At 57.2% G+C, this 14,735-nt stretch carries 15 protein-coding genes and 1 pseudogene; 2 read left to right on the forward strand and 14 right to left on the reverse strand.

The window, feature by feature from the left end; translation table 11 throughout:
* Positions 1-17: 17 nt before the first annotated feature.
* The 4 genes from BVC71_RS13120 to BVC71_RS13135 form a co-directional block, all read right to left on the reverse strand.
* Positions 18-1,277, reverse strand: coding sequence for an ABC transporter substrate-binding protein (locus BVC71_RS13120; protein WP_205905979.1), 1,260 nt, complete (start codon positions 1,275-1,277; stop codon positions 18-20).
* 87 nt (positions 1,278-1,364) lie between these two features.
* On the reverse strand, positions 1,365-1,877 hold the full coding sequence (locus tag BVC71_RS13125; RefSeq protein WP_240516860.1) for a flavin reductase family protein: 513 nt from the start codon (positions 1,875-1,877) through the stop codon (positions 1,365-1,367).
* A 1-nt stretch (position 1,878) separates the two neighbouring features.
* The gene (locus BVC71_RS13130) at positions 1,879-2,769 is read right to left on the reverse strand and encodes an aldo/keto reductase (RefSeq protein ID WP_086452274.1); all 891 of its coding nucleotides are present in this window, start codon (positions 2,767-2,769) and stop codon (positions 1,879-1,881) included.
* Positions 2,770-2,771: 2 nt separating this feature from the next.
* Complete coding sequence (locus BVC71_RS13135; protein WP_086452148.1) at positions 2,772-3,926, reverse strand: LLM class flavin-dependent oxidoreductase; 1,155 nt, start codon at positions 3,924-3,926, stop codon at positions 2,772-2,774.
* A gap of 124 nt (positions 3,927-4,050) precedes the next feature.
* Between BVC71_RS13135 and BVC71_RS13140 the strand changes: the two genes are divergently transcribed.
* The gene (locus BVC71_RS13140; RefSeq protein ID WP_086452149.1) at positions 4,051-4,773 is read left to right on the forward strand and encodes a GntR family transcriptional regulator; all 723 of its coding nucleotides are present in this window, start codon (positions 4,051-4,053) and stop codon (positions 4,771-4,773) included.
* A gap of 9 nt (positions 4,774-4,782) precedes the next feature.
* Complete coding sequence (locus tag BVC71_RS13145) at positions 4,783-5,889, forward strand: Gfo/Idh/MocA family protein (RefSeq protein ID WP_086452150.1); 1,107 nt, start codon at positions 4,783-4,785, stop codon at positions 5,887-5,889.
* A 38-nt stretch (positions 5,890-5,927) separates the two neighbouring features.
* Here BVC71_RS13145 and BVC71_RS13150 read toward each other — a convergent pair whose 3' ends face one another.
* The 10 genes and pseudogenes from BVC71_RS13150 to pqqB all read right to left on the reverse strand — a co-directional run bounded on the left by BVC71_RS13150 (position 5,928) and on the right by pqqB (position 14,724).
* Entirely contained in the window at positions 5,928-6,161 is a 234-nt protein-coding gene (locus BVC71_RS13150; protein ID WP_165767773.1) for a hypothetical protein, read from the reverse strand.
* A 76-nt stretch (positions 6,162-6,237) separates the two neighbouring features.
* Entirely contained in the window at positions 6,238-6,975 is a 738-nt protein-coding gene (locus tag BVC71_RS13155; protein WP_086452152.1) for a tRNA-dihydrouridine synthase, read from the reverse strand.
* A gap of 146 nt (positions 6,976-7,121) precedes the next feature.
* Complete coding sequence (locus tag BVC71_RS13160) at positions 7,122-8,087, reverse strand: ABC transporter ATP-binding protein (RefSeq protein ID WP_086452153.1); 966 nt, start codon at positions 8,085-8,087, stop codon at positions 7,122-7,124.
* Positions 8,084-9,076, reverse strand: a complete 993-nt coding sequence (locus tag BVC71_RS13165) for an ABC transporter ATP-binding protein (RefSeq protein ID WP_086452154.1) — start codon at positions 9,074-9,076, stop codon at positions 8,084-8,086. Before BVC71_RS13165 ends, BVC71_RS13160 begins: the two co-directional genes overlap by 4 nt.
* Complete coding sequence (locus tag BVC71_RS13170; protein WP_086452275.1) at positions 9,073-10,011, reverse strand: ABC transporter permease; 939 nt, start codon at positions 10,009-10,011, stop codon at positions 9,073-9,075. Before BVC71_RS13170 ends, BVC71_RS13165 begins: the two co-directional genes overlap by 4 nt.
* A 1-nt stretch (position 10,012) precedes the next feature.
* Positions 10,013-10,993, reverse strand: coding sequence for an ABC transporter permease (locus BVC71_RS13175; RefSeq protein ID WP_086452155.1), 981 nt, complete (start codon positions 10,991-10,993; stop codon positions 10,013-10,015).
* An 83-nt stretch (positions 10,994-11,076) separates the two neighbouring features.
* On the reverse strand, positions 11,077-12,654 hold the full coding sequence (locus tag BVC71_RS13180) for an ABC transporter substrate-binding protein (protein WP_086452156.1): 1,578 nt from the start codon (positions 12,652-12,654) through the stop codon (positions 11,077-11,079).
* A gap of 185 nt (positions 12,655-12,839) precedes the next feature.
* Entirely contained in the window at positions 12,840-13,298 is a 459-nt protein-coding gene (locus BVC71_RS13185; protein ID WP_086452157.1) for a LysR substrate-binding domain-containing protein, read from the reverse strand.
* 5 nt (positions 13,299-13,303) lie between these two features.
* A pseudogene (pqqC, locus tag BVC71_RS13190) lies at positions 13,304-13,831 on the reverse strand (pyrroloquinoline-quinone synthase PqqC); the annotation flags it as partial.
* Entirely contained in the window at positions 13,828-14,724 is an 897-nt protein-coding gene (gene pqqB / locus BVC71_RS13195) for a pyrroloquinoline quinone biosynthesis protein PqqB (RefSeq protein ID WP_086452158.1), read from the reverse strand. The gene pqqB and the pseudogene pqqC, both read right to left, overlap by 4 nt.
* Between the last annotated feature and the right edge of the window lie 11 nt (positions 14,725-14,735).

Below are 14,735 nucleotides of genomic sequence, written 5' to 3' on the forward strand. Positions count from 1 at the left end.
CGAATGCCTCCTGACGCTTATTCTGCGATTTTTGCCGCGACGTCTGCGTCGATGGCGGCCAATGCGTCGTCCAGCGACATCTCACCTGTGATCGCTTTGGTGATGTAATCGGGGATCACACCATAGATCACAAAGTTTTTCGAATAGCCTTGGAACGTGTAGGCCTGCGGCGTGGTTTTCGCCGCGACGCCAGCATTCGCCGCAAAGACCGACAGCGCAGCCGCAACCGCAGGGGACGCATCGGCGTAATCAATGCCAGATTCTTGCAGGCCCTGATGCGCGGTGATGTTTTTGGTCTGCGCGGCAAAGGACGCTGCGTTTTCTTGGCGGGCTAGGAAATCGATGAACATGGCCGAGGCCTCAGGGGCGTCGGTGGATTCAAACGCGACCACAGCCGCGCCGCCTGGCATTGCGCCGCAACCGCCGTCGCCGCAGGGGGCTGGAACGGCTTTCCAATCGAAATCGGTGATGTTGTCAGCATAGCTGTTGATCATCCACGACCCCGACATGTGCATCGCCACATCGCCCGACTGGAACAATGGGGCTGCGTTGCGATATTGCGTGCCTTCGCCTGCGGGCCAACCTTCGGCGGGCATTAGGCCGCTTTCGTGCCAACCAACGAATACCTTGGCGTATTCACGGAAACCGTCATCAACCAAGATCGGGTTGCCAGCATCGTCAAAGAATTTCGCGCCATAGGAAAACGCAGGTCCCGCCCAACGGTGCGCGGTTCGGTCCATCGCCAGACCTGCGGTGATGCCTGTGTTTTCTTTGACCTCCATCAGGGCAGCGGCCCAATCATCCCACGTCGCGCCTTCGCCCGGCATGTCAACGCCCGCATCATCAAACAGCGACACGTTCACGAATGGACCAGTGACGGTCAACTGCGTCATCCAGCCGTAAATGCCCTGATCATCGCCGCCCGGGGCACGGAACCACGGCAGGGTCGCGCCATATGCCGTTTCCCACGCAGCCACGTCCACATAAGGCGTCAGATCCAGATAATATTGGTTCAAACCGCCAAGGTTCGTCACACGCGCCACATCAGGCGCCGCATCCGTTTGCAGTTGGTTTTCCAGCTGGTCGCGGATCACGTCGTAGCCCACGGTCTCTAGATTAACGGTGTGGCCCGTTTCCGCGGTAAAGGCAGGCAGCAAACCCGCGAGCACATCGCATTCGGTCGCATCCTGATAGCAAAGAAAGTCGATTTCATCCGCATTGGCCGCACCAGCCACCAACGTCAACGAAACGGCGGTCGTCATCGTAAATTTGTTCATTGTTTCCTCCCGTTTTTTGGTGGTTCGGGCCATCGCCAGCCCGCCCCGATTTTTGATTGGATACGCGTCCCCCCCTCCTCTGGGGTTTTAGTGCGATATCCTTGTCATCTTGCCTTGGTAGAACGCCAAAGGATCGCCGTCGTCGCGCACGGACGCACGCAAAACGTGGCCAATGATGATGTCGTGATCGCCCCCATCGTGGACCGCGTGGCGCGCACATTCAAACCGCGCAAGGCACCCATCGAGCAGCGGCACACCGTGTTCGTTCTCGGTGAAATCGACCCGATTTAGCGCGTCCATTTCTTTGGCCACGGACCAGCATAGATCCTTTTGATCGGACGACAGGACGTGAATGGCGAAATGGTCTGCGCCCACGAAATAGGGAAACCTGCGCGATGTTTTTTGCGGCGACCACAATACCAGCGGCGGGTCCAATGACACCGAACTGAAACTATTCGCCGTGATCGCAACCGGCCCCGCGTCCGACCCAGCCGTGACAATGGTGACGCCAGTTGCGAATTGCCCAAACGCGTCGCGCAGGCTGCGGTGGTTGGTCGTATCAGGCACAAAGCTGTGCATGGGTTCGGCTAACCGCAACATCCTATGGCACCTCTTGGCCTAGGGCGGATTCATACAAGGCGAACCACGTTGGCCGATCCAATTCGACCTTGAGCGCATCCGAAATCGTCGCGATCCGCGACAAAGTATTCGTGCCCAGCACAGGCAGGATATTCGCAGGGTGGCGCAGCAAAAACGCAACCGCAACGGCAGCGCGGTCTACGCCGAACTCTGCGGCGATATCGTCCAGCCGTTCGGCCAACTGCCCTTGCCCCGTCATCAACGCGCCACCACCAAGCGGCGACCACGCCATGATCGGCTGTCCGTGCTGCTGATGGAACGCGATATCGCCATTAGTGAACGGCGCGATCGCGGACAATGAAACCTCGATCTGGTTTGTGACCAATGGCGTTTTCATAGCCGATTGCAGCAGGTTCCAATCCCAAGGGCGGAAATTGGACACGCCGACCGCGCGGACCTTGCCGCTGGCGACGATGTCGTCCAACGCTTGGCCCGTTTCATTGTGATCCATCAACGGATCAGGGCGGTGGATCAGCAGCAGGTCGATATGATCGATATTCATCGCCTGTAGCGACAGATCGACGGATTTCAGGATGTGGTCGCGCGATGTGTCGTAATATTTGACGGGCGCATCGGCGTACCGCCCAACGGGCGCGACGATGTCGCATTTGGTCACGATTTCGATCTTATCCCGCAGCGACGGGTTCGCGGATAGGGCGGCCCCCAGCACATCCTCGGCGGTGTAGCCGCCATAAATGTCGGCTTGGTCAAAGGTTGTGATGCCTTGATCCAAACAGGCGTTAATCTTTGCCTCGACATGGGCGGGGCTGGTATTTTGGTCGTCGGCCAGCCGCCACATCCCGTAAATCAGGCGGCTAAAGGTCAGATCGGGGGCGATAGATACGCGCGGCATCATTAGCGGCGTTCTCCAATTCCTAGTGGTGTTTGCGGTGTCGAAGGTGGCACGCGGCCATAGGCATGCGGCAAAGAACAGGTTTTCATTTGCGGCAATACGCGGCTGCCAAAGTGTTCGGCCTCGTCCAGATGTGGATACCCAGACAGGATAAAGGCCCGTATCCCCATTTTTTTGTATTCTTCCAGCTTTGACAACACCTGATCCGTCGAACCGACAATCGCCGCGCCGCAACCCGAACGCGCGCGGCCAACGCCCGTCCATAGGTTCGGTTCAATATACCCATGATCATCGGCAATTTCGCGGTTTTTGGCCTGATGGCTAACGCCCAGCGATTTGGCGTCTTGGGCGCGATTGCGGATCGCGTCGCCCTGCCCGTCATCCAGTTTAGACACGATATATTCGGCGTATTCTTTGGCCTCGGCTTCGGTATCGCGGACGATGACATGCACGCGCAGGCCGTAATCCAACGTGCGGCCATATCGTTCGGCCACTGCGTTGACGGCCTTCATACGGCCAGCCAGTTCATCGATCTTTTCGGGCCACATCAGATAGACGTCGCAATGTTGGCCGCACAGTTCCAGCGCATCAGGCGAATAGCCGCCAAAATACAGCAGCGGACCACCCGTTTGATACGGGCGCACGGGGTCCGTCGTTAGGCCGCTGAAATTATAGACCGACCCCGCGTGATTGATTTCATCGCTGGTCCAGGCCTGTTTCAGGATCTCCACGACTTCGCGCGACCGTTGGTAACGATAGCTGCTATCGGCGACTTCGCCCGGAAAATCGGAAGAGATGATGTTAACCGTCAGCCGTCCTTGCAGCATGTGATCCAGCGTCGCGATGGTGCGGGCCAGCATGATGGGCTGCATTTCACCGCAGCGCACCGCGGCCAGCATATTGATCCGATCCGTGATCGGCGCACAGCCCGCAACAAAGCTAAGCGTATCCTGCCCTACCTGATAGGACGACGGACACAAAATGTTGCGAAACCCCTGCGCCTCGGCGGTTTTGACGATCTGGGAACAGTGATCCCACGATGACCGCAGCGACCCGTCAGGCACGCCCAGAAATTGGTAGTCGTCTGAACACAACGCGGCGAACCACGATACTTCGACTGCGTCCAGATCGTGGGATGTGACGGGAACGACACCCATGACCAACTCCTCCTACTTTGGCGTTTGTGCGTCGCGGCTGCTCCTCAGAAACCGCTTGACTTTCGACAGCGTAACCCGTGTCTTTGATCTGGATCAATAGTGTATCAATTTTTTCTGGACCCGCATGACACAGCCCATTTATGAAAAAAGCGCGGCGACCACAGCGCTACCGATTTATGTCCAAATCAGCGAAGTCCTGATCCGCGAAATCGCGTCTGGCCAGCTGATCGACGGCACGCGCCTGCCTCCAGAAAGAGAGCTGGCAAAACAGCATTTCACCACCGTTCGAACTTTGCGCAAGGCATTGGATATATTAGAAGAAAAAGGCCTGATCGAACGCATCCACGGGTCTGGAAACTATGTGCGGTCAGGCGCGGCCGTTGACAGTATTTATTCGATGTTCCGTCTAGAACTGCGTTCTGGTGGCGGGCTGCCCACAGCGAAAATCATCAGCGTCGATGACATGACCAAAACCGCCGACCTGCCCCCCTTTGGCACATCAGACACGGCGACCCGCGTGCGGCGTATAAGGTATCTCAATCGTGTTCCCATCGCGCTAGAGGAAATCTGGCTAGACGGTTCCGCCGGCAAAATTGACCCTGCAAAGCTGTCCGATTCGCTGTACCGCTATTACAAAATGCAGCTGGGTTTCTGGATTTCCCGCGCCGAAGATTACGTAGGCGTCGGCACCGTTCCCGACTGGGCGCCGCTGGACTTCCCCCTGCCCGCCGAAACCCACACAGGATTTATCGAAAGGTTCAGCCATTCCGACCAGATCGGAACGGTCGAATTTTCCCGCACTTGGTTTGACCACACAACGGCGCGCTACGTGCAGCGCCTAAAATAGGGAGGCAACATGTCAAACATCACCCACTACGGCATCATCGGCTGCGGCATGATGGGGCAGGAACACCTGCGTAACATCGCGTTGTTGCCCGACACGCAAGTATCAGTCATTTTCGAACCCGACGCCGATATGCAGGCAACGGCCGCGAACTTCGCCCCCGATGCGACGTTCGTGGACAGCATCAGCGCGCTACTGGATCATCCCGAATTAGACTGCATCCTAATCGCCAGCCCCAATTTTCGACACGTCGAACAACTGCAAGAAATCGCCGCCAAACGGCCCGTGCCGATATTGGTGGAAAAGCCGCTGTTCACCGATCCCGCGCAGCTGCCCGCGCTGAATACGTTCATCGAAACCTACCCCGCGCCTGTTTGGGTCGCGATGGAGTACCGATACATGCCCCCCGTCGCCGCGATGGTGGATTGCGCGCAGGACTCCACGGGCGGGATTAAAATGCTAACCATCCGCGAACACCGTTTTCCGTTTTTGAAAAAGGTTGGTGATTGGAACAGATTCAACCGCTACACGGGCGGCACATTTGTCGAAAAATGCTGCCATTTCTTTGACCTCATGCGCCTCACATTGGGGGCAGAGCCACTGCGCGTAATGGCATCAGGCGGTCAGGACGCCAACCATTTGGATGAAACCTATGACGGCGAAACGCCCGATATTTTGGACAACGGCTATGTCATCGTGGATTTCGACAACGGCACCCGCGCTATGCTGGAGCTATGCATGTTCGCCGAAGGCGCGCGGTACCAAGAGGAAATCTCGGCCGTCGGCCCAAAAGGCAAAGTCGAAGCGTTAGTGCCAGGCCCCGGCCGTTTCTGGCCCGACCATCTGGGCGACGCCCCGATCCCGCAGCTAATCGTCAGCCCGCGCGCGCCCAAAGGCCCCGAGCTACGCGAAATCCCTGTGGACCCGACCCTGTTAGAGGCAGGCGATCACAACGGATCGACATTCTATCAACATCAAAAGTTTCTGGAATTAGTACGCGGACAACGATCCGCACCCGAGGTGTCGATCCACGACGGTATAATGGCCGTCCTAATGGGGATGGCAGCGCAGCGTTCGATTGCCGAAAACCGCGCCGTCGCTATGTCGGAACTGATGTGAATTTGGGTGGTGGCCGTCACAATCGCGGCCACCTATCACTATTCTTCGACCGCCAATTCAGGGGTGGTGTAGCCGCCGTTGTATTCTTCGCTTTTGCGGCGAACGGCGGATTGTTCGACCACGCGCGAACTGGCAATTCCGCGGAACTCTTCGATCGAATTGAACCCTTTGCGTTCCAGAAAATCCAGCAAATCTTGGGTTAGTTCCTGAATTAGTTTCACGCCTACGCCGCCGCTGCCTTTTTCCTCCATCGCGGCGGTGCAGACCTGCAAATTGCCCGCCCCATGCGCGATAAAGTTGAACGCCCCGTGGAACCCTTTTATCCCGCCGATGCCGGAAATCGCGCGGTCAGGAAACGCCCGAGGAAACCAGCCCGTCTACCTCGACCTCGAATTTCAGGGTTTCGGGGTCCATCAGCGGCATGGACGGGAACGAATTACACAGCGACAACGCCGATGCGCCCGCGTCATAGGCCGCCCACGCCGCATCAACCAGCGACGACGTATTCGGCGTTAGTTTGACCCAGATCGGCACATCAACAACGCTGGTAACTGCCTGTAAAATCGACCGAATAATGGTTTCGTCGTTCGCGATATGCGCGCCCATATCTTTGCGATCCATGTGCGGGCACGACAAATTCAGTTCAATCGCATCACAGCCCACATCGACCGTCGCGGTTGCCAGTTTTTGCCAGTTTTTCATCTCTTGTTCGCTGCCCGCGCCCGCCATGATAGACGCGATCAACATACGGTCTGGATAGGCCTTTTTGATGTCGATTAGGTCTGGGATCCACAGATCCAGCGGCTGATCTGAAATCAGTTCCCAGTTCCACGACGAATGCGACACCGAATTGGGCCGTTTGGAGCGCGACACATATGGTTTTTCTTCGTTCGCACGTTGGAAAATGGTGCGCGGCCCCGCGACGTTTTCAACCGGATGCAGACCAATCGTTTTGGTGACGACCCTGCCCCATCCCGATTCAAATGCCTTTAGGATCTTTCGTTTGCTTTCCGTCGGCGGCGCCGATGCCGGCACAAATGGATTAACGAATTTCAGGCCCGTGAAAGTTGTCGCAAGAGATGTCACCGCTGCACTCCTTTATTTTACCGTATGGTAAAATCTTTCAATCAGAGCAGACAAAGTCAAATGATATCGCGTCAACGGCCCCGCAACATCGTATAAATAGGCTTAAATGTATGCAAACGCCCAAAAAAACAGGACAATCCTGCCTGTCATTCAGCTAAATGACAGGCAACACGCGCCCCTGATATGTCGCGCAGCGCTGGAATTTCGCGCCGACAGACTTCGGTCGCCATCGGGCAACGCGGGTGGAATGCACAGCCAGACGGCGGGTTGATCGCATCCGGAATTTCGCCCTGAGGCGGCGGAATTTCCCGACCAAAGCTGTCCATCCGTGGCGCCGCATCGAACAACATTTGCGTGTAGGGGTGTTTGGGATTGGCGAACAGGGTTTCGCGCGGCGCTTCTTCGACCAGACGGCCCAAATACAGCACGCCGATTTTGTCGGCCATGTGTTGAACGACAGTCAAATCGTGGCTGATGAATAAATACGTCAGCCCCAGTTCATCGCGCAAATCTGACATCAGGTTCAAAACCTGCGCCTGAACAGACACGTCCAAGGCCGAGGTTGGTTCATCACACACAATGATTTTCGGACCCGAGGCCAAAGCTCGCGCGATACAAATCCGCTGCCTTTGCCCGCCCGAAAACTCATGTGGAAATCTGTCCGCGTCCCCTGCCGACAGACCGACCTGTTCCAGCAGCTTTTCGGCCAGCCCTTTGGTATCGCCACCGCGAGCCGCAACGGGTTCAGCAATGATATTGCGCACCTTCCATCGCGGGTTCAGCGACGCGTAAGGATCCTGAAAAATCATCTGAATGTCGGAACGGACGGTGTCGACCTTGACCTTGTCCATTTCGCGCATCAGATCGACGCCGTTGATTTCCACGCTACCGCTGCTGGGCGACAGCAAACCAACGATCATCTTGCCGATGGTCGATTTGCCCGATCCGCTTTCGCCGACTAGAGCATAGACGCTGTTTTCTTCGATCCCGAAACTGACGTCGCTAACTGCGGCCAGATATGCCTTTTCTTTGCGTTCAATCACGCGGTTCAGCCACGGTTTGGACACGTCAAAGATACGGTTCAGGTTTGATACATCGATGATTTTGTTCATTGGGTGACCTCACTCTTTGCGGCGGGCAAAGGATGGATACACGCGGCGCGCCCGCCGCCAGAGGCTATGGTCGGGCTACCCCCCGTTTTGCATTGATCGGTGGCCCGTTCGCAGCGCGGATGAAACGCGCACCCGTCGGGCAACGCCCCCAATCGCGGCATTGATCCCGGGATTTGGCGCAGCCGTTTCTGCCCGATACTGGCCAGCGGGGTCGAGGCCATCAATCCAGCCGTATACGGGTGGCTGGGCGACATCACGACATCGCGCACTGCGCCCAATTCGGCCAATCGTCCTGCGTACATGACGGCAACGCGGTCGGCGGCTTCGGCGATGACGCCCATATCGTGGGTCACCAGCATGACCGCGACGCCCCTTTCGCGGCACAGTCGTTTCAGCAGCGCGATAATCTGTGCCTGAACCGACACGTCCAACGCGGTCGTGGGTTCATCGGCGATGATCAATTCAGGTTCGGCGCATAGGGCCAGCGCAATCACGACCCGCTGGCGCATTCCGCCCGAAAATTCATGAGGATAGCTGTCGATGCGTTGACGCGCGGCGGGAATGCCGACCTCCTCTAGCGCGGCAATCGCGCGGTTTCGGGCGTCGGCATTGGATAGGCCCAGATGCTCTTGGATCGTTTCGGTCAACTGTTCGCCGACGGTCAGCAACGGGTTCAACGACGTCAACGGGTCCTGAAAAATCATGCCCATGCGTTTACCGCGCAGCCGCCGCAGGGGTTCGCCCTGCAGCTGGTGGATCGGTTCGCCCGACAACAAAATTTCGCCCGAGGTGATCCGCGCAGGCCGGTCTAGCAGACCGATAACAGCATTGCCCGTCATCGACTTACCCGCGCCGGATTCACCCACGACGCCCAAAATTTGGCCCGAATGGATGTCATAGCTTACGCGGTCCACGGGCCGCAAAACACCGCGCCGCGTTGGGATTTCAACGATCAGATCGCGGACAGATAAAACAGGAGTCTTTGTCATCGCAGCCTCGGGTTCAATGCATCACGCAGCCAGTCGCCCAGCAGGTTGATCGACAGTGCCAATGCCAGCAGCGTCGCGGCAGGGAAAAACAAAATCCACCATTCGCCCGAGAACATGAACTCTTGGCCGATGCGGATCAGCGTGCCCAATGACGGTTTGGTCGGGGGCGCGCCGACGCCTAGGAACGACAGCGTGGCTTCGGCGATGATGGCTAGCGCCAGCGATATGGTCGCGATGACCAACACAGGGTTCAGGACGTTCGGCAGGATGTGTTTGATCATGATCGCCAGCGGCGAACGTCCGATCAGTTTGGCGGCTTGAACGTATTCTTTGTTCTTTTCGACCAGCGTCGCCCCGCGCACAACGCGCGCGAATTGCACCCAATCGGACAGGCCAATAGCAAGGACGAGAACCCAAATCGCCATCTGATCGCGGTATTCGGGCGGGGTGATGCCCTTGGCGATCCCGAAAATCAGCATGGCGACTAGGATCGCGGGAAACGTCAGCTGAACGTCGGCCACGCGCATGATCACCGTGTCCGTCCAGCCGCCTGCATAACCCGCCAAAAGGCCCAGAAACACGCCCAAAATCATCGCCAGCAGGACTGCGGCAAAGCCCACGAACAGCGAAATGCGCATGCCGTACAGAATAGTCGACAGAACATCGCGGCCCTGATCGTCGGTGCCTAAGACAAAGTAATCGCCCGTGAACGCGTTGTTCGTATTGGGCGGCGTGAACCCATTCATCAGGTTCAAGGTCGCGGGATTGAATGGGTCATGCGGCGCAAGGAACGCCGCGAAAACCGCGCATAGCACCAGCACCAAAACAACCAGAGCCGAGACCAGCGCCACAGGCGACCTGCGGAACGAATACGCTAGATCGCTGTCCCAGATGGACCGCATTCGCGATGGCGGTTTTGTGGAAATATCGGACATCTTAATGCCCTCCTTTTCGATCGACGCGCAGACGCGGATCGATGGCAAAGTACAGCATATCAACGATCAAATTGATCCCGACGAACATCACCGAAATCATCATCAGATATGCGGCCATGACGGGAATATCGACGAATTGCACCGCGTTGATGAACAACAGCCCGACGCCTGGCCACTGGAAAACCGTTTCCGTGATGATGGCAAAGGCGATGATCGAACCCAGCTGCAAACCTGTGATCGTGATCACGGGCACCAGAGTATTTTTCAGCGCGTGCCGAAAATGGATCGACCGCTGACGGATGCCGCGGGCGCGGGCGAAACGGATGTAGTCCATGCGCAGGACCTCTAACATTTCAGTTCGGACAAGGCGCATAATCAACGTCATTTGGTACAAACCCAGCGTGATCGCGGGCAGGATCAGCGCCTTTAGGCCGCTGACCGTTAGAAACCCAGTCGTCCACCAGCCCAGATCGGTGACTTCGCCGCGGCCAAAGCTGGGCAACCAGCCCAATTCGACAGAAAACACGTAGATCAGCACGATCCCGATCAAAAACGTGGGCAATGACACACCGATCAAAGACCCCGTCATGATCAGGTTCGCCGCGATGCCGCGTTTGCGAATGGCTGTAAAAATGCCCAAAGCGATGCCGCCAATCAACGCGATCAGGCCTGATACCAGCGCCAGCTCTAGCGTTGCGGGCAGACGTTCGACCAGAATGTCGGCCACTGGGCGGCCTTGGCGATAGCTAAGCCCGAAATTACCCTGAACGGCCTGTTCCAGAAACCGCCAATACTGCACGACAAAGTTTTCGTCCAAACCCAGTTGTTCGCGCAGTCGTTCGATGTCCGCCTGCGTGCGTTCCTGCCCCAACATGTTATCGACCGGATCGCCGACAAATCGGAACATGGAAAACGCAACCAGACCAACAACCAATAAAACGATAACCGACTGAAAAACCCGTCGGATCATATAAGCCAGCATTTTTGGCCCCGTTATTTGTAGCGAACGCCGCGCAAGTCAGGCCCGCGCGGCGCAATAGCTGGGGCAGAGTCCTGCCCGTGTGATTAGTTCATGCTAAAGAATTTGAACTTTGGATCGTCCTCTGGGCTGACGTCGATACCAACGGCGTCGGTCATACCCCAGTTCAGCACTTGGTGGTGGATCGGAATGTACATGGTTTCGGCCTGCACTTCGTCCCAAATGGATTGAATGGTGGCGTTACGCACGTCCAGATCCGTTTCCGACGCCAGCGATTGAATCATCGCGTCTACGTCAGCGTTCGAATACCCAGTTCCGTTCCACGAACCGCGCTCTTCGCCGCGGGTGTGAACAAGGAAATTAAAGATGTATTCAGAATCGTAAGTCGGAACGCCCCAGCCCAGCATGTAGAAATCGGTCTGATCGTTGGTGATCAGCGGGAAATGCTGCGCTTTGGGTTTGGCATCCAGATTAACAGTGATGCCAATCTGCGCCAGCATACCTACGGTCGCCTGACAGATAGCTTCGTCGTTGATGTAACGGTCGTTCGGGCAATCCAGCTGGATCGAGAAACCGTCTGCATAACCGGCATCGGCCATCAGCGCCTTTGCCGCATCGATATCGGTTTGGGTCGAACCGTCCATTTCGGCGGTCCAGCCGTTCACGAAAGGCGGAGCAATCATGCCCGCAGGCTGGCTCTGACCGCGCATAACAACCTGTTTGATTGCATCGCGGTTGATCGCCATCGACATCGCCTGACGCACGCGAACATCAGCCAGCGGGTTCGCGCCTTCGACGTCGTCATTCACGATATCAGCCGAACCCATGTTCAGACCAAAGAAAATCACACGGTTTTGCGGGGCGGTTTTGACAACCAGACCATCGGTATTGGCAACGCGGCCAAGATCCTGAACGGGAACGTCCTGAATGAAATCAACCTCGCCCGACAGCAATGCCGCTACGCGGGTCGCAGCGTTTTGGATCGGGGTATAGATGATTTCGGACACTTCTAGCGGGAACTCTCCGACGCCCCAATAGGCATCATTTGCCGCCAGAACGGTGCGCACATCAGGTTCGCGGCTGACCAATTTATACGGGCCAGTGCCGTTTGTGTTGGTGGTGGCAAAGGTCATTTCGCCACCTTCGACGTCCTGCACCTCGACCGTGTTGTTCGCCTCGGCCCAGGTTTTGTCCATCATGAACAGGTTGGTCAGGTTCGACGGCAGAATTGGGTTCGGGCCGTCCGTGACGATTTCGACAGTGTAATCATCCACGGCTACAACATCGACGATCGATGTCAGCAGTTCCTTCATGTCGGAATCTTCGGTTTTTGCGCGGTTGATCGAAAACACCACATCCTCGGCGGTGAAATCGGCGCCGTCGTGGTAGGTCACGCCCTGACGCAGGTTAAACACCCACACATTCGGATCGCCCTCTTTCGGGGCCCAATCGGTCGCTAGCGCGGCCTGAAACGCGCCCGTCATGTCGCGGATGATCAAAGGTTCGTAAATCTGATGCGCCAAAGTGTGCGTCGGACCTTCGTTTTGGGCATGAGGGTCCAAGGTCAGACTGTCACCTGCCCGCGCCCAACGCAAAGTTTCGGCCGATGCCGATAGCGCTGTAGACGCCAACAGCGCGGCTGTTAGCAAAATCGTCTTTTTCATAAATTTCTCCCGGTTGTCGGCGGGTCTATCGCCCGCATCGATACAATAACCCTAAAAAAAGTGACCAATCGGTCAAGACTTCAGTTGGGAAAAATCTACCATCTGGATAAATGACGAATGTTTTCTGGCGGATAACGTGGCGGAAACGGGCGCTGAATTTTGGGCCGCACCCCAAATGCACGGAATCAGAACGTGATCTTAGCGCGCTTTGCCCCCGAACGTTCCCATTCGCGCCGCAGTTCATCGCGCAGCCATCTGTGCGCCGGATCGTTGGAATACCGTCGATGCCAGATCAGATGGTTGGCGTTTGGAGCAACCTCGATCGGGACGGGCGCGATCGACAGCGTATAGCGTTCCGTCAAATAGGTGGACGTTCTGTGTGTGAAAACGCCAATCAAATCAGACCGCAACAGCAGCTCTGGCACCATGGTGAAATTCATGATTGTTGCGGCGATGTTGCGCGATCTGCCCTGCCGTTCCAAAACCGCGTCAAAGGCCGCGCGGGGATCACCGGTCGAGCTGACGACGACGTGGGAAAAATCCAGCAGGTCGTCCAACGACAACGATTGCCCGCGCCGCAGCAACGGGTGATCAGACCGGCACAGGCAGACGAAATAATCCTCGAACGCGAAAAGCCGTTCGATGTGCGGCGGCGTTTGAAATAGGACATGCTGCGGTCATCGGCAAAGTCATAGTTCGCCAGCAGCCCCTTGATCCGGTCCGCGTGGATTTTCGGCGCGAATAGTTCCGTTAGCGATGCTGCAACAGCCTCTAACAACGGTTTTTCCCGAACGAACCGCACATAGGCGTCCACCGCGAATTTCGTGGCTGGCAGAACGCCCGCCTTGCTGGCGACATAGTCGCGGTCCAGACCCACGGCATCGGCCAGACGCAGCCAGCGTTCAATGCCGCCTTCGTTTTCGCCGTGACCGTCGTGATCCTCGATCCGGCTGCGCCACGCGCGGCGAAGGGCGGGATCATCAACGCGCGACATAAACGCCGCGTCCTTCATCGGGATGCTGGCCTGATAATAAAATCGGTTAATCACCCACGCCCGCACCTGAGCAGGCGAACATTCGCCCCCGTGCAGCATGTGATGAAACGGATGTTTGTCGTGGTAGCGATCCGCCCCAATCTGGCGAAGGCGGGCTTCGAATTCTTCGCGGCTGGCTGTCATAGGGTGATCTCCATTCCGTCTTGGCCGATGGACCAACCGTTCGCCTCGGCCTTGGCGCGTTCGGCGCTGTCGGGGCGCAGAACGGGATTGCTGTTGTTCATATGGACATAGATTTTGCGCGCGATGCCCAGATCCGCGAACGCAGCCATCGACCCCTCGGGCCCAGCGATGGACATATGCCCCATGCGCTGTCCCGTTTTTTGCGACAGGCCCATGTCGATCATTTCGTTATCGTGCCACAGCGTGCCGTCAAACATCACCATCTCCGCGCCGCGTAGCCGATCCGCCAAATCAGGTTTCACCAGCGCGCAGCCAGGGATGTAGTAGGCATCTTTGCCGCCCGCCTGCAGGTGAACGCCAACGGTTTGTTCGCCCTCTCGGTCGGTCTGGATCACCTCGCCTTCCATATACAATGGCACCTTGCCTGGCACGGCAAACAGGGTCGCGGTTAGGTCAGGGGCCAGCTCAAACGGTTCGTTCAGGGCGATCTCCTTGCGGATCACGATGTTCGCGCGCAGGGCGTCAAAAATCGGGTTCTGTGCCAGAACACTGTGGATTTCGGCGGTGGCAAATAGCTGAAACGGTTGCTGTTCCCGCAGGATCAACAGGCCCGCCACATGGTCGATATCGCCGTTCGTCACCAACACCGAACGCAGCGGCAATTCACGCAGCGCCGTGGGGTGCAGTTCGGGCGAGTTCGCCATCTGATCGCGAATGTCAGGCGACGCGTTCAGGATCGCCCAATCCGATCCATTTCCGCTGAACGCGACAGAGCTTTGCATTTGGGACGGTATCTGCCCAGCCCGCGCAAGGTTGCAATTTTCGCAACCGCAATTCCATTGAGGGAGGCCACCACCGGCAGCCGCCCCCAGTATCCGCGCGCGAAGTGTCATAGTATTCCCTC

The organism is Marivivens niveibacter, assembly GCF_002150005.2.
GTDB classification, from domain to species: Bacteria; Pseudomonadota; Alphaproteobacteria; order Rhodobacterales; family Rhodobacteraceae; genus Marivivens; species Marivivens niveibacter.